Source organism: Tenuifilum sp. (genome assembly GCF_037481895.1).
In the GTDB taxonomy this organism is placed as follows: domain Bacteria; phylum Bacteroidota; class Bacteroidia; order Bacteroidales; family Tenuifilaceae; genus Tenuifilum; species Tenuifilum osseticum.
In genome coordinates this window covers 1-19,561 of record NZ_JBBFKU010000017.1, presented here as the reverse complement: position 1 = coordinate 19,561, position 19,561 = coordinate 1, and the positions used below count along the sequence as shown (strand labels likewise).

The following is a 19,561-nucleotide window of genomic DNA, read 5'->3' as shown; positions in this document are numbered from 1 at the left end:
TCTCATGGGGTCGAAAAGAGATCATTCGCTGCGCGCAGGATGACAGGTATGTATTTTTTTGTCAACTAAACGACATTGAATTTGGATTAAACATTTACTAAAAATTAGTAGGTTTGGGATATTTTGAATCTCAAACCTAAACCATAAAAACTATGTCGCACGAACCTGTAGAAAAAATCAAAGGCCTTCCGGAAAATGCCTACACTGAGCTCCGCGAAGGCGAAGAGTATCAACCAGTAATGCCACCAAGCAAGGCAGTACCTGAGGTTACTGCTTGGAGTGTTATTTGGGGGCTAATCATGGCTATTGTTTTTTCGGCAGCCGCTGCCTATCTTGGGCTAAAAATTGGTCAAGTATTTGAGGCAGCAATTCCCATTGCAATCATTGCTGTAGGGCTATCAACCCTTGCTAAACGCAAAGGGGCATTGGGAGAGAATGTAATTATCCAATCCATAGGCGCAAGTTCTGGGGTAATTGTTGCTGGTGCTATTTTTACATTACCAGCTCTATACATCCTGAACCTTGAGGCAGAATTCTATCAGGTATTCCTGTCATCATTATTTGGGGGAATTCTTGGAATTCTATTCCTCATCCCATTCCGTAAATATTTTGTGGCCGACATGCATGGTAAATTTCCTTTTCCGGAGGCCACAGCAACCACTGAGGTACTTGTATCGGGCGAGAAAGGGGGGAAACAAGCTCGTTTACTTGTGGTTAGCGGGCTAATTGGGGGTATCTACGACTTCATTATTGCCACATTTGGTTGGTGGAGCGAGGTGGTTACCACCCGAGTGATACCTGCTGGCGAGGCTCTTGCCGAGAAAGCAAAGCTGGTATTTAAACTTAATGTTGGTGCTGCCGTTATGGGTATTGGTTATATTATTGGCCTCAAGTACACCGCAATAATTGCAGCAGGGTCGTTTGTTGGGTGGTTTGTTATCATACCCATAATCAACTACTTTGCGCCCGGTTTAACTGAGGCAGTAGGCAGTAACATTACACTAACCGTTGGGCAGATGAGCGCCGAGCAGATCTTCAGCAACTACGTTCGCCCAATTGGTATTGGCGGTATTGCCATGGCGGGAATAATTGGGATTATTCGCTCAAGCGGCATTATTCGTAAAGCATTTGGCCTGGCCGTTAGTGAGCTAACCGGAAAGCACTCGGCTATCCCCAAGGAGGAACTCCGCACCCGAAGGGACCTTCCCATGTCCATTATTGCTGGAGGTATCCTATTCACTACCATTCTGCTTTTAGTATTCTTCTACTTTGGAGTAGTTCATAATATTACCCATGCTCTTATAGCGCTTGGTATTGTAATGGTTATTGCTTTTCTGTTCACCACCGTTGCTGCCAATGCCATTGCCATTGTTGGTACCAATCCCGTATCGGGCATGACACTCATGACTCTGATTATCACCTCATTGGTAATGGCATCGGCCGGATTATCGGGAACTTCAGGAATGATTGCTGCGCTCATTATTGGAGGAGTGGTTTGTACAGCACTCTCAATGGCTGGTGGTTTTATCACCGATCTTAAAATTGGTTACTGGCTTGGCTCCTCGCCCTTTAAGCAGCAAACCTGGAAGTTCCTGGGAACATTTGTTTCAGCAGCAACTGTTGGAGGCGTAATAATCCTGCTTAATAAAACATACGGTTTTACCGGCAAGGACGCTCTTGTTGCCCCACAAGCCAATGCCATGGCTGCAGTAATTGAACCCATGATGAGCGGCAAGCCTGCACCTTGGGCACTTTACGCTGCAGGGGCATTCCTTTCGCTTATCCTTACCATGATTGGAGTTCCAGCTCTTGCATTTTCGCTGGGTATGTTTATTCCCCTACAACTTAACACGCCATTACTGGTTGGAGGAATTATTGCACACATTGTTTCCACCCGTTCAAAGGACAATTCATTGAACAGAGCCAGGAAAGAAAGGGGAACACTAATTGCATCGGGCTTTATTGCAGGTGGAGCCCTAATGGGAGTAGTTAGCGCCTTACTCCGCTTTGGCGGCATTAACTATGTAAACCCAGAATGGTTTGAATCGCACTCCGCCGAAATTCTAGGCTTTGTGATGTTCCTGATTTTATGTGGATATCTGATTTGGGAAAGCCTAAGAGCAAAGGTTGAAGAATAGAGAAAAAGTAATTAGTGTGCAGTGTTCAGTGTTCAGCATCAAAAATAAATGTTATGTTAGATTTTAAAAATATGGAAGTTTGGAAAAAAAGCCGCGAATTAGCAAAAGAAATATATCTTATAACCAAAACATTTCCAAAAGAAGAAACATTTGGAATCACTCTTCAAATGCGTAGGAGTGTTGTTTCAGTAATCTCTAACATTTCAGAAGGAATAGGTAGGTCACAAATTAAAGAGACCATTCAGTTTCTGAACTTTGCAAAAGGTTCGTTATTTGAGTTAGATGCCCAACTTACTATTTCTTTTGATTTGAATTACATCGACATTTCTACTTATGAAAGAATTTCCAATCTTATTTTGGAATGCAACAAATTAGTTCAAGGATTTTCCAAATATTGCAAGAATAAAATTAATGTTACTAAATAAATACTGAACACTGCACACTGAACACTATCTACTACAAACTAAATAATTCGCCATGATAAACAAACAATCTCTTATCGACCGCTTTATCAGGTATGTAAAGATAGATACCCAAAGCGACGACACTGTAACCGAAAGGTTTCCAAGCACTGAGAAACAGCTGGTTTTGAGCAATTTATTAGTACAGGAACTCAAGGAGTTGGGGGCACAGGAGGTAGAAATAGACCAGTACGGTTATGTTATGGCAACAATACCCGCAAATACCTCAAAAAGGGTTCCGGTTTTGGGTTTTCTTGCCCATGTTGATACTTCGCCCGATATGCCAGGGAAAGATGTTAATCCACGCTTCGTTGAGAATTACGATGGGTCCGAAATTATTCTGAACAAGGAGTTAGGAATTACCCTTTCGCCTAAGGAATTCCCTGAACTTAAGAATTACGTTGGACAAACCCTGATTGTAACCGATGGCACAACACTACTCGGCGCTGATGATAAGGCAGGAGTAGCCGAGATTATGACAGCGGTTGAGTACCTCATTAAAAACCCCAGCTTTGAGCATGGTAAAATTCGAATTGGTTTTACGGTCGATGAGGAAGTTGGCCGCGGAGTTGACCACTTTGACGTAAAGCGATTTGGCGCTGACTTTGCCTATACACTCGACGGTGGCGCAATAGGTGAACTTGAGTTTGAGAACTTTAATGCTGCAAGCGCCAAGATATCCATCCAGGGACGCAATATCCATCCGGGTTATGCAAAGGATAAGATGCTAAACGCAATACTTATAGCCCAGGAATTCAACAGCCTACTACCTGCACATGAGCGTCCGGAGCACACTCAGGGCTACGAGGGGTTCTACCATTTAATCAAAATGGATGGATCAGTTGAAAAGGCAGCTTTTCAATACATTATCCGCGACCACGATCGTAAAAAATTTGAAGCCCGAAAGGCTTATATGCAGCGCATTACCGAATACTTAAATACCAAGTACGGCGATGGTACCGTTACTTTGGAGCTAAAGGACCAGTACTACAACATGCGCGAAAAGATTGAGCCGGTTTACCATGTTGTTTCAACAGCCATGGAAGCCATGAAAGCCGCTGGCGTTAATCCAAAGGTAAAACCCATTAGAGGAGGAACCGATGGTGCCCGCCTTTCTTATATGGGACTCCCCTGCCCCAACCTATTTGCAGGTGGCGAAAACTTTCATGGGAAACATGAATACGTAGCCGTAGAAAGCATGGTTAAAGCAACCGAGGTAATGCTCAAAATAATTGAACTTACACATCAAAGCAATCATGCTCAATGATAAAAGAACGAGGGAGAAAATCTCCCTCGTTCTTTTACTTTTTGGTAATGGGCTCCAAAACCTCATAAAATACCCGATACCCACCAGGAGCCATGTAGTTATAGTTTAGGTAGATAATATCAGTTACCGGATCGTAATGGGAGTAAACCAAGGGATTATTTGGATCGCCCTCTTCTACAATATAATCGAATCCTAAAACATTGAACGAAATACTATTGTCAGGATTAATGGTAAGATAGATTGTCTCGCCATAGCTTCCCCACACCGCAAAATTCGTTGAACAGGTATTACCGCTCTCAGTTATTAATTCCTTTGTTAGCTGATACTCTCTGGTACCTAAATTGGGGTGTATATAGGTAATGGAGGACAGGTAGTACCCCGCAAAGCTATTTGCCACTAACACCTCGGTTTGTGAATTGCTGGCAACCTCCCTACCATCGTCCAATACGGAAACGTAATTAAGTATAAAATAATCGCCAACATCAGCATTTAAAGGATCATCGGGGAGGGTATAGCTATCAAGGGTTAATCCCTGTTTGAGCTGTTCCCAGGTAAAGGTTTGGCTAAGCAACAATGTATCGTTTAAGTTCTGGCCACTTACACTAAAACTGCCGAGTAGTTCTACGTTGGAGGCTTCGTTGGTTGCATTATGGAAAAACTGCTTGAAAACCTTAACCTCTTGTATGGCTGGTCCCATATAAACCTTTAACTCAATATCAACGTTATGAGATTTTTTTGGTACCAATTGCACCAACGGTGCCGACTCAACCAAACCTCCAGTTTTGGCATCGGCAGTCATTAAATCATCATCTTTCAAGCAGGAGTTAAATAGCATGGCAACGATTGCCATAAGCAATGTTCCCTTTATGACTTTTATTTCATATAATTTCATACTCTAATCAATTAATGGAGTTCAACTAACTGTTATCAGCAACATCCCACCAAACCCGAGTATTAAGGTTATCGGCTCCCTGGCGGGCAACTGCAGCATCCAGGTTTGAACCGTTACGGGAATACTCGTCGGAAGGGTAACGTAATCGCTGGGGTATCATCCCTCCATTTAAGCCATCCTCGGCAGGTGTTAGCTGGGGATAACCCGTTCTTCGCCATTCAAACCACGCCTGCAAGCCCTGGTCGAACATGGCAACCCATTTCTGGGTATAAATCTTTTCAAGTTCTTTCCCTGCTTCCCATTTGCCATTGTTGGCAAGAAAATCATTGATATAATCGTCAATATTTCTGGAAACCCCTCCTAAATCGTAGTAGTATGGAACGTTTTCGACAATCTCGTTTGCATACTGCCTGTACGACTCCTGAATTCCCAATTCATAGTAATCCTGTGCTGTTTCTGTTCCAAACGTTAGCAAACCACGATACTTGGCTTCAGCCAGGAGGAAGCAAACCTCTGCGCGGCTCATAAACATTCCGGGAGCATTGGCTTTACGGAAGTATTCACCCAGCTTTGAGGTTCGTTTAATGCCATTACCCAGGTAAGCGGCAGCCTTTGCCGATGTCAATCCATTGGGTAACCCTATCCAGAAACCACCGGCTTGGGGTGTTTCAGCGTAAACTACAATTCGCCAGTCGGGATGATCGTGGTTATTGGGATTGTACATGGCATCAATCAGGGTTTTGCTAACCCTATGATCATCACGGGTTTTATAGGTCTCGTTAAGCGGATGGTTATTGGGGTATGAGCCCATGTAGATTAATGCAGCATTCTGTGAGTTATTACTAATAATTGGATAGGTTTCGGGGTCGGATACAATACCATCTATTTCATTTCTGATAAATTCCTGATATTCAACCTTATGAGACATTCGCATAAGCAAACGTAAACGTAATGAGTTGGCAAAGCGTTTCCATTTGGTAATATCGCCCCCAAATAGAATATCACCTTCAACCTTTGGACCACCAACCAGGAATAAGTCGTTTGCTTCCTTCAGCTTTGCATGCAATGCAAGATAGATTGATTCCTGCGTATCGTACTTTGGCGTATAGGTACTATCAACCTTTAATGCCTCCTTGTAGGGAATATCGCCGTACAGGTCAGTAAGTACTGAAAAGATATAACTCTTAAGCACAAGGGCTACTGCCTGGTAGTTCCTATTCCCTAAGCGTTGACCCATTTCGTAAATGCGCTGGGTTTCAATTGCAGGGCCTGCATATAGCCCAGTCCAAACCGAGTTTATAACATCGTTGCGTGGTACATACCTATCCTCATCGGTGTACTGCACCTTGGCCATATGTTGCACCCAGCATGAGCCAATCTCGTGCCCCAGCCATACATCAAAAACCCTATCGGCAATATCCTCAATGGCATTTGCCAATAGCTTATCGGGATAATCCTTGGTTATATCAATTGCGTTGGGGTTTTTGTTGATGTCATCAAAATTACTTGTGCACGACTGCAAAGCAACTGCCCCCATTACAGCTATACTTACCGTTAATAATCTATATAGTTTCATACATCATTTTTTTACAAACTAAAACTTAAAGCTAAAATTCACCCCTAAGCTGCGAGCTGTAGGATGTTGACCAAACTCTAACCCCTGAACATTGGAGTTGCTAAATGCGGTTTCGGGGTCAATATGGGGTACCCTAGCGTAAAGTATAGCCAAATTACGGCCTACTATAGAAATGGAAACATTACGTATTGAACTCTTACCTATTTTAGGAATGGTGTAGCCAATTTGAACCTCCCTTAGCTTAATAAAACTTGCATCAAATATGCTGGAGTAGGCTATATTATTATTATAGGCAGCTTTATTGTATTCCTCAGCCGAAACAACCACATCATTCTCAGTCCAACGGCCCTGTCCATCGGGCATTACGCCAACACCTACAATTCCTCCCTCACGACCCTTGAGAGTTTCCTTCAATACCCCTGCGTATCGGCCCCAGGTGTTAGTCATGGAGTATATTTCACCACCCCAACGTGCATCAACAAGAGCACTAAAGGTTAGGTTTTTAAACCTAATTGAGTTAGTTACCCCAGCAACCCAATCGGGTGTATAGTTTCCTAACTTCTTCATGACGCCCTGTAAGGGTAATCCTGCAATGTGAATTACTTTCCCTTCGTCGTTCCTCATAAAGTCGTACCCATATAGAACGCCAAATGGTTCACCGGGTATAGCCAACACATCAAGGCTCCAGTAGCCACCCAGTACGTACTGGTCAAGACCCTCGGCCAACTCCCTTACCTTATTTACATTCCTTGAAAAGTTTATACCAATGTTCCACTCAAAACCCGATCGGGTCTTAACGGGTATTCCATTTACCGATAGTTCAACACCCCTGTTGTCAATCTGACCTGCGTTTACTATGGTAGAGGTATAACCGGTTGTTGCACTTATAGGCATACGGATAATCTGATCATAGGTGCTTTGGGAATAGTAGGTTAAATCAAAAGCCAACCGGTTCATAAAGAATCGTAAGTCAGCCCCTATCTCAAATGAATTGGTACGCTGCGGTTTAAGATTTGGATTTGGCAAGTCGTTTGGAATGTAAATTTGAGCCAGCTTTGTACCGGAATTCCAACCATCGTCGAACCTATACACGGGTTGCAACTGGTAGGGATCGGTATCGGCACCAACCTGTGCCCAACCGGCACGTAGCTTGGCAAAGCTAAATTTTCTAGATTGAATATCGAATAAATCGGTCAGCACGGCCGATACATTTACCGATGGGTAAAAGTATGCATTACTACCCGCTGGTAACGTGCTCGACCAGTCGTTACGTCCTGTAAAATCAAAGAATAATGCATTTTTCCAAATTAGCTGACCGTTAAAGTATAAGCTGTTAATTCGCTTTTTGGTAATGTAATTCGTGGTAACAACAGGAACTCGGGCATTCTCAAAGGTGTAAACATCGGGTACGCTAAGTTCAGTAGCATAGGCGCTCAGCGATTGGGCAAACTGGTTCATTCGGTTACCTCCAAAATTGAATGAAAAACCAAGATTTTCGGTAAACGACTTGTTAATCATAAACATAAAGTCGGCGTTAACTTCCCGGAAAGTTCTTTTTGATTCGCTCAGGTAGCCATAAGGGCTCTCGATATCGCCGTAAGCGGAACGGGCGTTGTTGTAGTTGGTGTAGTAATCAACTCCTATCCCTGTCTTTAGGCTTAACCAGTCAGTAAACTTTATGGTTGAAGTTGCTTGACCTAGCAGTCTGTCCCTATCAATACCATTAAGGTTCTCATAAAGGGTAAAGTAAGGATTGTTATGGTAGCTGTAGTTCCAGTTTCGTTTACTGCCATCGGGATACTTATACTGTTTTAAATCGGCCACATCAACCTGACGGCCAAACCACAAGAACTGCTGCATCACATTCTGCCCGCTGTAACCGTATGCGGGAAGGTTTTTACTATAGGTGTTAATATAGGTAGCATTGGCTGTGAAAGCCAGAAATTTATAAGGCGATGCTGTGGCGTTTAGGTTTACGCTATTCCTCTCTTGGTCGGTATTGGGAATCATACCGGTTTGCATGGAGTTGGTGTACGAGAAGCGTACTGCATAATCTTCGGCTGCGCTCTCAATGGCAATATTATTGGAGTAGGTTTGGCCCAGCTCAAAAAAGTTCTTCACATTACTTGGGTGCGATACCCAGGGTGTGGGTTGACGAACACCGCCCACAACAGGTGAGTTCCACTGCGGGATCATCAGCCCAATATCGAGTTTTGGCCCCCAGCTCTCATCAACATGGTCGTTAATACCCCCTCCTTTACCGTCGTAAAACTCAAATTGGCCATTTGTACCCTGCCCATACTCATCCTGGAAATCGGGAAGCCTTAAAGGCCTTTCGAACGTTGTGGTTGAGTTAAAGCTAACACCAAAGCGCTTATCGGTATCGGCGGAGCGTGTTTTGATAATTATAACCCCATTGGCAGCGCGCGATCCGTAAAGCGCTGCAGCATTGGGCCCTTTAAGAACTGTAACGCTCTCAATGTCGTTTGGGTTGATATCGGCAATGCCGCTACCGCGGTTTACCCCTTCGGTGTAAGTACCACCAAAGTTTGTGTTGTTAAGCACAACCCCATCCACCACAAAAAGTGGCTGGTTATCGGTGCTAAGCGAGTTAACCCCGCGAAGTACGATACGGGTTGAGGCACCTACAGCCCCAGAGGTATTGGTAATAATAGCCCCGGAAATTCGTCCTTGCAATGAATTCACAATATTCAGCTCAGGAGTGCGAGCTAATTCATCGCCTTTTACGCTCTGAATGGCATACCCCGTTGCTTTCTCGGCACGCATTATACCCAAGGCTGTAACGGTTACCTCCTTTACCTCAATTGCTTCCTCCTCCATTTCCACATCTATCACCGTTCGGCCGGAAATATCAACCTCCACGGTCTTGTAACCAATGTAGCTAAAGCGAAGCTTTTTGGCAATGGCCGGAACACTAATCTCATATCGCCCTTCCATGTTGGTAACCGTACCAGTAGTGCTACCAACAACAACCACAGTAACTCCCTGCAAAGGCCATGCACCATCGGCCGAAGTTACTGTTCCCGTAATTCTCACAGTTTGTTGGGCTAACAAATTCAAAGAACCTATAAACAAAAAAGCTGTGAGAAAGGCACACAGTTTCCTCATAAAACACAAGTTAATAGTTTGGTTTAGGTTTAGTTAGTTAATTCACAAAGCTAATTTATGGTAAATAGAAATACCAGTCAAATGTTTTTGAGTAAAAAGGTAAAATAAAAAAACCGCCCCTCTGGGGCGGTTTTTGAATGAAATCAAAATTAATTATTCCTGCCACCAAACCTTAGTCATAAGATCATCGGGCCCTTGAGCAGCAACAGCGGCTTTATAGCCTGGTTCGTTAACTCCTTGCTCCTCTACAGGATACCACATTCTGTTTGGAATATCAGTCACACCATCAACAATAGGAGTGAAAATAATGTTGGTTGTTCCTTGTCTATGGGTAATTTCTCCAGGTTTAATAAGGGTTTTGGGGAATCCAGTCCTACGATACTCAAACCAAGCCTGTTCAGGTTGCATATATAACGCAATGTATTTCTGGGTAAGAACATTCTCCTGATTAGCAGAGGGTACAGCAGCTAGGTAAGTATTGATTTCTCCATTAGTAACTCCCCAGTCCTCCATTGAGGCACGGATACCCCTTTCATACCAAGTCTGATCCCAACCATTAACCTCAGACATGATAAAGCAGAACTCAGCATAATCCATGAATGTGTAGGCAAAATCAGGCTGATGAACTACAGAGGGATTATCCTTGTAGTTGCAAGTATTTGGAGCAAATGCTTTTGTTGTACCATCGTCCATACCATAAGGCATACCAATCCACTTGCCACCAATTTTATACGCCCAAATACTTAACCTAGGATCCTCAATCCCTTGAAAAGGATTAATCTTTGATGTATTCAACGTATCGTTTCTACCAGCTAAAAGCTCAACAAAAGGCTTTGTAATGGTAAAATCGTTACGATTGTCAACAAAAAATGCACGGTAAACCGGACCTTCATTAGGGCTTGCAGCTAGATATGCAAACTTTGCATTATCAGCATTTGACTCGAAGAAACTGCTCAATGGAAGTGCTTTAACCTCGTTGAGAGGAGCAACATCCTTATTTGACATTCTGAGTGCTAAACGTAAGCGAAGGGTATTAGCAAACTTTTTCCATTTTGCCACATCGCCTCCGTAAATAATATCGCCCTTAGTAAGATTACCGTTGACTGGATCAATCATTGCAGCTGCCTCTTTCAGCTCATTAATAAGCTGTGGATAAATATCGGCCTGAGCATCATACTTAGGCTGACGAATGTCGGGATTAAAGCATTCGCTGTAAGGAACATCACCCCAAGTATCGGTAATAATACTGATGATGTATGCTTTAAGAATCATTGCAACCGCAATCTGATGTTCATTTGGACCAGAAGCACGAGCATCAGCCTTAGTAGCCTCATCGGTATTCATTTTAATGATTTGCTGCAAGTTGGCAGCAGCCCGATAAAATGCTCTCCAAGCATTTTGAATGGTTTCTGTACGAATCAAGTAACGATCTTCATCGGGATAGTTATTCTGTGACCAATGCTGGCACAAAAGTTGAGTTCCTCGACCTGCAAACCATGCATCACGTAAATTATCCATTATGGTTTTTTCCGAGTAGGTTAGCAGGTATCCCGTTTCAATAGCCACAGGATTGTTTGGATCCTTGTTTATCTCATCAAACTTATCGGTACATCCCGTAATGAATAGTACCGGTAGTGAGATAATAAGAAATATTTTTTTCAACATAGCTTTCATTTTTTAATAATCAAATGGTTTATACTGTTAAAAATCAAAAGTTAGGTTAAAGCCAAAGGTACGGAGTGAAGGCAATGCACCACCTTCAATACCCTGAACATTACCTGAACCATGAACGTATTCTGGGTCCCAATCAACACCTTCAGCACGATTCCAAATAGCTAAGTTGCGACCGTATGCAGAAATTTTAACGTTGTTTAAAGGACCAGTGTACTTCTTGGGTAGGTTATAACCAATTCGTACTTCACGGAGTTTAATGTAATCAGTATCAAAAGTATTTTGACCTGCTCTAGCACGTGAATAGTGGTCCCAAGCCCAGCGTTCACCCGTGATTACAGTTTCATTCTTAACAGGTCCAGTAGCAGGTGTACCATCAGCATTCAAATAAACAACATTGCCATTTGCATCTAAAGTACCATATACACCATCAACTACTATACCTTCTTCACGAATGTTATTAGCTGCAGACCGCTCAAGTATACCCGAATATGTTCCCCACATATGGGTTAGTGAGAACATGCGGCCACCCTTTTGCATATCGATTTGGGCTGATAGTTCAAAACCCTTATAACGGAATGTATTGGTTAAACCAGCATTCCAATCAGGCAAGTAGCTACCTACAGATTCAATAGTAGCTCTTTGGATGTAACGACCATTGGTTCCAACTATCTTATTACCATTTGCATCGGTTACATAGTTATAACCTTTAATGGTTCCAAACTTCTCGCCTTCCTGAGCATGAACTTCAACACCAAACAATCCTGCTAAGCGATAGGTATTAACTCCGGGTGCAAGTTCATTTATGCGGTTGTCGTTCTTAGCAAAGTTAAGAGTTACATCCCATGAGAAACCGTTCTCTATTTGTATAGGAGTGCCCGTTAGTAAGAGCTCAATACCTTTATTGGTAACCTTACCAGCATTGATAATTTGTTGCGTATAACCTGTTGTTGCAGAAGTAGGTACAGGAATAATTTGGTTAACAGTTTGGTTGTTGTAGTATGTAAAGTCAATACCCAATCTGTTATTCAAGAATTTTAACTCAGTACCAACTTCGTAGGAGGTTGTCTTTTCGGGTTTCAGGTTAGGATTATTCAGAGTAGTTGGAAGGCGATAGTTTGGATCGGTACCAAAGTTATCGAGAGGAACAAAAACAGTAGCAGTAGAATAAGGATTGGTATCACCACCCACCTGTGCCCAGTTCAAACGAACTTTACCAAACGATAGTATAGTTTGATCCTTTAGAACTGGAAGTTCAGTAAATATGAAACTTGTTGTAGCACTTGGATAAGTATAGAAATTATTTTCCTCAGGAAGAGTTGATGACCAGTCACCACGCATGGTAAAGTCGAGGTAGATCATGCCCTTATAACCAAGGGTTGCGCTTCCGAATACACTGTTAATACGTTTTTGCCACTTGTTATCATATACGCTTGCAGGAACTGCAGAGTTACTGAGGCTGTACCAGTTACGTAGTAGTAAACCACCTTGTGTTTCACCACCGGTTAGGGCGTATTTTTGCTCCATACGGTTAGTACCCAACATGGCATTAAGGGTGATGTCCTCGGTTAAGTTCTTATTAATTAAAAACATGAACTCATAGTTCATTTCGGTAAATACACGAGTAGCTAAGGAGTAGAACGATTGAGCTTGAGAACCAATTGCACTACGCTCCTCAATGGTATAGTTATAATGATCCATGTTAACCCTACCGCGTGCCTTTAACCAATCGGTAATGTTGGCAGTAAGACCAATGTTACCGTAGTAACGGTCACGAACGTCTTCCGGTGCATTTTCGTATGAGGCCCAGTATGGGTTATCGGAGTACATAGGAGTTGGATCATCCCATGCCACACGGTTCCAAGTTCTCTGGGTACCATCTGGATTCTTATAGGTTTCGAGGTCTTTATAGTCAGTTGAAGTTTGACCCCATTGGAACATACGCATTACTGGGTTCTTGTCACCGTATCCGGTTTCAGGACGTCCTTTAGCCCAGTTACGTACATAATTTACGTTTGTTGAAGCTTCTAGGTACTTGCTAATCTTACTCGTTCCATTAAAGTTCAAGGCATTACGTTCCATTTCATTGCCAGGCATATACCCGTCAATAGTCATGTTGGTGTACGATAACCTGAAACTCGATTTATCAGTAGTTCCGTTTACGGCAACACTATTGGTATATGAAACTCCAGTTTGGAAAAAGTAATTAAAGTCATTCTTTGGGTAAACCCAAGGCTTGGCCACTAAATAGTTTTTGGTATCCCATTCATCAAATGCATTCCATGGTAAAACCATGATATTGGGATCATACTTCGGACCCCATGATTCATCTGTTTGGTAGTTAACAACCAAATAATCTGTTCCGTTAATGTTAACCTGTTCAAACCCGTTAACACCGCCTTCGTCATCGCTGAAGGTTACGCCACCGCCGTATAACTTCTGAACTTTAGGCAGATATGCAACTTTTTCAAAGGATACCCCTGAGTTAACGGTAACACCTATACCCTTTTGCTGGGAACCTTTTTTGGTGGTAATAAGTATTACACCGTTCAAAGCACGTGTACCATAAAGAGCCGATGCAGAAGCACCCTTAAGAACTGAAACCGATTCAATATCTTCAGGGTTAATATCCGAAGCAAGGTTACCATAATCGTAGCCCCCTGCACCAACGTTAGCTGAGGAAGTGTTGTAGTTTGCATTGCTTATTGGCACTCCGTCAACAACGAACAGGGGATCGTTGCTTCCAGACACTGAAGCCACACCACGGATAAGAATCTTAGCAGAACCACCTGTGTTACCCGATGCACCAACAATCTGAACACCAGCAATCTTACCGGTTATGGCATTCAAAATGTTTGTTTGGCCCGACTTGTTAAGCTCATCGGCTTTTACGTCCTGCACTGCATAGCCAAGTGCTTTTTTCTCACGGGTAATACCCAGAGCGGTAACAACAACCTCACCCATCTGAACCGCCTCAGTTTCCAAGGCTACATCAATTACCGAGCGGCCGGCAATGGCTACTTCCTGGGTTTTGTATCCCACAAAGCTGAAGGTGAGGGTTTGAGCATTAGTGGGTACGGCAAGCTCATACTTACCATCAGCATTGGTGGTGGCACCAATGGTTGTACCCTTAACTACAACTGAAACGCCCGGCATGGGCATTCCATCCTCGGAACTGGTAACCGTTCCGGTAATCCTTACCGTTTGTGCCTGCACAATGGTTAAGCCGGCAAGCAGCAAACCTGCAAGAAAAACGCTTAGTTTTTTCATAGAACAAGTTTTAGGTTTACAATAAAGGTTAGTAAATTTTCAACAGGGCTAATATATTTTAAATAATACTAAAATGCAAACAAAAGAGTTAATTTTTTTTTATCATCAAGGATAAGTGCAACAACAAAACAACATACCATACTGATTATCAAACACAATAAAATACTTTGACTATTTACATTCCATTAATTCACCCCCTTTAAATAACTTACAATAAAAAAGGCCGCAGTTTTGCGGCCTTTTTATTTATCAATAAAAACCATTACGGGTTTTGATCGGCTTCCTCAATAAAAGGATTGTTATCTATTTCACTTTGAGGAATTTTATAAATGAAAACATCAGCCTCGGGTGCAATAGTATTACCCGGAATAGCGGGGAAACGATGGTTGGTTCTATTTAGACCTTTCTTCAATCGCATTAAATCGTAAAAAGCAAAGCCTTCACCCCAGAGTTCAATTCTGCGTTCTACCAGAATCCTGTCGATTAATGCTTGGCCTGTTTCTGTTACGGTTGGAGGAGTATTAAATCGAACCTTCCAAAGTTCTTCTAATAATCCTTGTGCTATTGCTTCATCTGCGCCACCCATTCTTGCACGGGCCTCAGCTTCAATAAGAAGCATTTCTTCAGGACGCATCATTACATAATCTGCTGCAAATTCCTTGTCGCCAGCAGCAGCAAATTTATAGTTAATATAAACGGGAACACCACCTGTTGTCGTAGCTTGAAGCAAGTCATCACGGCGAATGTCACCTGGTTGCATTTGATTATACAATGTTTGGCACAAATACTTAGGACTATAGCCCAGACCTGCATAACCTCCTATAGTCATATCCAAATGTGAGAAGAATGAAGCAAAAATGGTCGACTGTTCTTCATTAACAGGAAGCCCCCACATCCAAACCATTTGCGAGGCATTATCGAAACCTGATTCATACTGAGCAATAGTGTTTAGGCTATAACCACTTCGAGCAGAAGCAGCATGTTGAGCAGCAGCAGGCCAATCATTCATTACTAATGCCACCCTTGCCCTTATGCCATGGGCAACAGAAAGGTCAACTTCTGAAATATCTCTTCGGGAAATATTGGAGGCAGTAAAGAGTGAAATAGCATCATCAAGGTCGTTTACAATTTGTTGGTAAACATCCTGTACTGTAGCACGAGGTTTGCCTTCATTGATGGGTTCGGTATATAGAGGTACACCAGGTTTGTTTTCATTTCCAACATAAGTTTGTTGAAAATGCTGAATAAGCCTGAAATAAGAGTATGCACGCATAGTTAAAGCTTGAGCCTTAACATGACCCTTTTCTAGATCGGTAGCATTGGTAGCTTCGTCAACATGTTTTATAACCTCATTTAAATTTCTAATTCCCCTATAAAACAGTGACCATACAAAGTTTGTACGGCGGTAGGTAGCTTCTCTATTATCAATTGTATAATCGTATTGGAACCAGTGTAAACGACCTACAACTATATCTTCGCCCATTAAATCAGAAACCAAATCTACAGATTTAACCCCGAATTGATCATGATAACTATGGTATTCTCTCCAATCGCGGGTTACCCCATCTATAACTGCTTTTGCACCCTCAATATTTTGGAAAACTTTATCGTCACTTATTGAGGCAGAAGGGCTGGTTTCAAGAAAATCGTCGTTACAAGCAACCAGTGTCCCTACTAGCAGTGCTGCTATTAATGTTATTCTTTTCATATACATCACCTTTTAGAAGTTTAGATTTATACCAAATGCAATTGTGCGTAAAGGAGAGTATACGTTATCCAAATTACCATCAAGGGTTTGTTGTGGATCCATACCTTTACGCTTTGTTAAAACAAAAAGATTTGTGCCAGTTAGGTATACTCTTGCAACACTTGCTCCTATTTTTTGTGAATATTTATTTGGCAAAGTATAACCAATGGTTAAATTTTTAAAACTGAGATAATCTGCATCGGTTAAAAACCTGTCAGACTGCCCATTAACATTCTGGTCATTATCATTAATTGGAATGTTTGAATTTGGGTTTGTAGTTGACCATGCATTTAGTATATCTTTATGGAAATTGGTACCATTCGTAAGATTACCATGCATTAATGCAGCATAACTTGCATCATAAACTTGACCACCTATTCCAAATGTTAATAGGAAAGATAAATCAAAGTCATAAATTTTGAATGTATTGGTAATACCACCTGTAAGATCGGGTAAGGAACTTGTTCCAGTGTAGTACCTAGTAGCAGCGGAATAATTTGTTGTCGTAATAACTGAATCAACTACAACTTCATTGGTAACAGGATCAACATGGGTTACATCCTGATACCAAAGCGATTTACCAGTATTAGGATCAACACCAGCATATTTTCTTACATACCAATCATAAATGCTATGACCAGCCATCCACTTCTTTGAGCCTTGTATCATTTCTTTTTGTGGTAGTTTAGTTATTTCGTTCTTGAAGTGGCTAAGGTTTACATCAATATTCCAATTAAAATTCTTTGAATTCACAACATTTGCACCCAGTTCAATATCGAAACCTTTATTCTCAATAGCCCCAATATTAGCATCGTAACCACTAAATCCGGTTGATGGAGGTAATGGTTGGGTAAACAACAAATCGTCGCTCTTTCTAATGTAGTATTCAAAGTTTACATTAAAACGTTCAAAGAAACGAGCCTCAAATCCAGTATTAAGTTGAACGTTCTTTTCCCACTTAAGATTAGGCGTTCCCAAGCGGCTAAGCAAGAATCCTGGGTAACCTAAGTTAGCGTATGCTGTAGAGTACAAAGCTTGGTAAGCATAATATCCAACCCTGTCGTTACCCATTGAACCATAACTTGCTTTCAGCCTTAAGCTATTGATCCAGGTAAGTGATTTCATAAACTCTTCTTCAGATACTCGCCATGCTGCACCTACTGACCAGAATGTACCCCAACGATTGTCTTTATGAAATCTCGAAGATCCATCAGTACGAAAACTTAACGACAGGTAATAGCGATTGGCATAATCATAGTTTACGCGACTGAAATAACTTTCAAGTCTAAAGTTATTTTCATATGAACCAGATGATTCATTTGTGGCTGCTGCGTCAAGTTCGTATATATTAGGTAAAGGAAAGCCTGTACGTGTAGCAGTAAGATAATTGTAAATATACTGAGTGCTTTCATGTCCTAATAAAACATCTACATTGTGAACATCAACAAAGGTATGATTGTAGTTAAGCAATTGGTTAGCAGAGAAATTGAAGGTTCGACCATAATCGCGAGTAGAACGTCCACCAAATGCTTGAGCATCACCAAATTCCATGTTTTGGTGAGTTAAGCCATAATAACCATCATAATCGACACTACCGTTAATGGTTAATTTGAAATCTTTCAAGAACTTGAATTCAGTGAAACCCCGAGCAGAAACATCGTCTGTTTTATATATCCTCTTGTCCAAAGCTATTGTTCCCAGTGGGTTGCTGTTTGCACTATATAACCTCGCACGACCAAAAGAGTTACCATAGTCGTATTGCTTTTTCCCTTGAGGATCAAGAATTAACTCACCAGTATTAGGATCTCTTAAATATACAGGATAAATTGGGGCTACCATCCTGCTCCACATAAAGGTGTTAACATATGAAGAGCCACTTGATACGGGATAATTTTGTTCTGAAGTCGAAGCACTAAGGTTTAGACCAACCTTAAGCCATTCCTTCATTTGACTCTCGTTATTAAGTCTTAAACTATAGCGACGGAAATTGGATGAAGTAACAATACCCTCATCATTTAAAATATTAGCCGAAATATAGTAAGCATTCTTATTGGTACCACCACTGGCTGAAATTTGAACTTCCTGACGCTTACCGGTTTGATGTAACTCATCATACCAGTTATCATTCCAAAGTTTTTGAGCATTTGGATTTAGCTTGCCATCTTCTCTAACAACAAATTCCCCCGTAGGTACTTTAAAGGGATTGTAGCCTCCTGTATAATCATCTATTAAATTAGTAGAAGCAAACAAAGCTGCGGCGTTAGTATTATCTCCCAGAGCAATACGATAGTTAGATACTTTTTGCCAAAGGACTTCCATGTATTGTTCAGCATTTAAAACATCATACTCAGGAATACCCCTTGTACTAAGGCCATAACTTGCCAAAACGTTGAATTGAGTTCTATCTTGCTTACCCTTTTTGGTAGTAATCATAATAATACCGTTTGCAGCACGCGAACCATAAAGAGAAGTAGCGGAAGCATCCTTCAAAACGGTTAGGGTTTCAATATCCTGAGAGGGAATACTATTAATATCGCCATTGAAGGGGAAACCATCAACTACATAAAGAGGTGCAGCAGATGCATTAATTGAACCTATACCTCGGATTCTAATGGTAGCAGTTGTTCCCGGTTGACCCAATCCAGAAGTAACTTGTATACCCGATGAAAGACCTTCGAGTGCCTTGGTTATGTTTGACGTTTGAATTTCTTTCAACTTTTCAGTTTTTACAGTTGAAGCAGATCCTGTAAATGACTCCTTTTTAAAAGTTCCATAAGGAGCTACAACCACTACCTCCTCAATCTGCTTCGATTCAGGTTTCATTACCACATCGATTACGCTGCGGCCAGCCACAGCTACATCCTGTGTTTCGTACCCCACAAAGCTGAAGGTGAGGGTTTGAGCACTAGCGGGTACGGCAAGCTCATACTTACCATCAGCATTGGTGGTAGCACCAATGGTTGTACCCATAACAACAACTGAAACGCCCGGCATGGGCATTCCATCCTCGGAACTGGTAACCGTTCCGGTAATCCTTACCGTTTGCGCCTGAACCATTGTTATTCCGGCCAGTAGCAAACTTGCAAGAAAAACGCTTAGTTTTTTCATAGAACAAGTTTTAGGTTTACAATAATAGTTAGTGAAATTTATTATTTCCGCCGCTAATATATGTAACACTTTTTTAAATTACAACCGTTTGCGATGCATTTTGTTAACAAAACGAGTGTTAAAAATGAAAATATGAATCATATTTGACGTATTGGATTGATTTACAAAGCCTATAAATACTCTAGAATAATTCTTAAATCTAACTATAACATGATATACAATTCCAAATGAATCACGCAGTAGGCGAGGCGAATAGTATCGCGTGGCGGCTCCACCCGTTGGGTGCCCCGTGGGTGGAGCCG

At 41.7% G+C, this 19,561-nt stretch carries 10 protein-coding genes; 3 read left to right on the top strand and 7 right to left on the bottom strand.

The features are described from left to right. The first annotated feature begins 152 nt into the window (after positions 1-152). From WHS63_RS06720 to pepT, 3 genes are read left to right on the top strand one after another with little or no spacing between them, the layout of a single operon-like run. The gene (locus WHS63_RS06720; RefSeq protein WP_445204448.1) at positions 153-2,138 is read left to right on the top strand and encodes an OPT family oligopeptide transporter; all 1,986 of its coding nucleotides are present in this window, start codon (positions 153-155) and stop codon (positions 2,136-2,138) included. Between the two features lie 53 nt (positions 2,139-2,191). Next, a complete protein-coding gene (locus WHS63_RS06715; RefSeq protein ID WP_445204447.1) occupies positions 2,192-2,563 on the top strand; it encodes a four helix bundle protein in 372 nt (123 codons plus the stop codon). A 52-nt stretch (positions 2,564-2,615) separates the two neighbouring features. Next, the gene (gene pepT / locus WHS63_RS06710; RefSeq protein WP_445204446.1) at positions 2,616-3,866 is read left to right on the top strand and encodes a peptidase T; all 1,251 of its coding nucleotides are present in this window, start codon (positions 2,616-2,618) and stop codon (positions 3,864-3,866) included. Between the two features lie 34 nt (positions 3,867-3,900). Here pepT and WHS63_RS06705 read toward each other — a convergent pair whose 3' ends face one another. The 7 genes from WHS63_RS06705 to WHS63_RS06675 all read right to left on the bottom strand — a co-directional run bounded on the left by WHS63_RS06705 (position 3,901) and on the right by WHS63_RS06675 (position 19,259). Continuing rightward, positions 3,901-4,758 (bottom strand): hypothetical protein, encoded by an 858-nt coding sequence (locus tag WHS63_RS06705; RefSeq protein ID WP_445204445.1) that lies wholly within the window; start codon positions 4,756-4,758, stop codon positions 3,901-3,903. Positions 4,759-4,783: 25 nt separating this feature from the next. Then, complete coding sequence (locus tag WHS63_RS06700; RefSeq protein WP_445204444.1) at positions 4,784-6,334, bottom strand: SusD/RagB family nutrient-binding outer membrane lipoprotein; 1,551 nt, start codon at positions 6,332-6,334, stop codon at positions 4,784-4,786. An 18-nt stretch (positions 6,335-6,352) separates the two neighbouring features. Continuing rightward, entirely contained in the window at positions 6,353-9,391 is a 3,039-nt protein-coding gene (locus tag WHS63_RS06695) for a SusC/RagA family TonB-linked outer membrane protein (RefSeq protein ID WP_445204443.1), read from the bottom strand. Between the two features lie 225 nt (positions 9,392-9,616). Then, the gene (locus WHS63_RS06690; protein ID WP_445204442.1) at positions 9,617-11,128 is read right to left on the bottom strand and encodes a SusD/RagB family nutrient-binding outer membrane lipoprotein; all 1,512 of its coding nucleotides are present in this window, start codon (positions 11,126-11,128) and stop codon (positions 9,617-9,619) included. 36 nt (positions 11,129-11,164) lie between these two features. Then, positions 11,165-14,404, bottom strand: coding sequence for a SusC/RagA family TonB-linked outer membrane protein (locus WHS63_RS06685; protein ID WP_445204441.1), 3,240 nt, complete (start codon positions 14,402-14,404; stop codon positions 11,165-11,167). Between the two features lie 262 nt (positions 14,405-14,666). After that, positions 14,667-16,112 carry a RagB/SusD family nutrient uptake outer membrane protein gene (locus tag WHS63_RS06680; protein WP_445204440.1) on the bottom strand — a complete coding sequence of 482 codons (1,446 nt, stop codon included), beginning with the start codon at positions 16,110-16,112 and terminating at the stop codon, positions 14,667-14,669. Positions 16,113-16,124: 12 nt separating this feature from the next. Continuing rightward, complete coding sequence (locus tag WHS63_RS06675; protein ID WP_445204439.1) at positions 16,125-19,259, bottom strand: SusC/RagA family TonB-linked outer membrane protein; 3,135 nt, start codon at positions 19,257-19,259, stop codon at positions 16,125-16,127. Positions 19,260-19,561: the final 302 nt, after the last annotated feature.

Bases quoted from the DNA above. Each gene is read 5' to 3' on its own strand.
- WHS63_RS06715 (WP_445204447.1), top strand. From the start codon at position 2,192: ATGTTAGATTTTAAAAATATGGAAGTTTGGAAAAAAAGCCGCGAATTA.
- WHS63_RS06700 (WP_445204444.1), bottom strand. From the start codon at position 6,334: ATGAAACTATATAGATTATTAACGGTAAGTATAGCTGTAATGGGGGCA.
- WHS63_RS06675 (WP_445204439.1), bottom strand. From the start codon at position 19,259: ATGAAAAAACTAAGCGTTTTTCTTGCAAGTTTGCTACTGGCCGGAATA.
- WHS63_RS06680 (WP_445204440.1), bottom strand. From the start codon at position 16,112: ATGAAAAGAATAACATTAATAGCAGCACTGCTAGTAGGGACACTGGTT.
- pepT (WP_445204446.1), top strand. From the start codon at position 2,616: ATGATAAACAAACAATCTCTTATCGACCGCTTTATCAGGTATGTAAAG.
- WHS63_RS06705 (WP_445204445.1), bottom strand. From the start codon at position 4,758: ATGAAATTATATGAAATAAAAGTCATAAAGGGAACATTGCTTATGGCA.
- WHS63_RS06685 (WP_445204441.1), bottom strand. From the start codon at position 14,404: ATGAAAAAACTAAGCGTTTTTCTTGCAGGTTTGCTGCTTGCCGGCTTA.
- WHS63_RS06690 (WP_445204442.1), bottom strand. From the start codon at position 11,128: ATGTTGAAAAAAATATTTCTTATTATCTCACTACCGGTACTATTCATT.
- WHS63_RS06720 (WP_445204448.1), top strand. From the start codon at position 153: ATGTCGCACGAACCTGTAGAAAAAATCAAAGGCCTTCCGGAAAATGCC.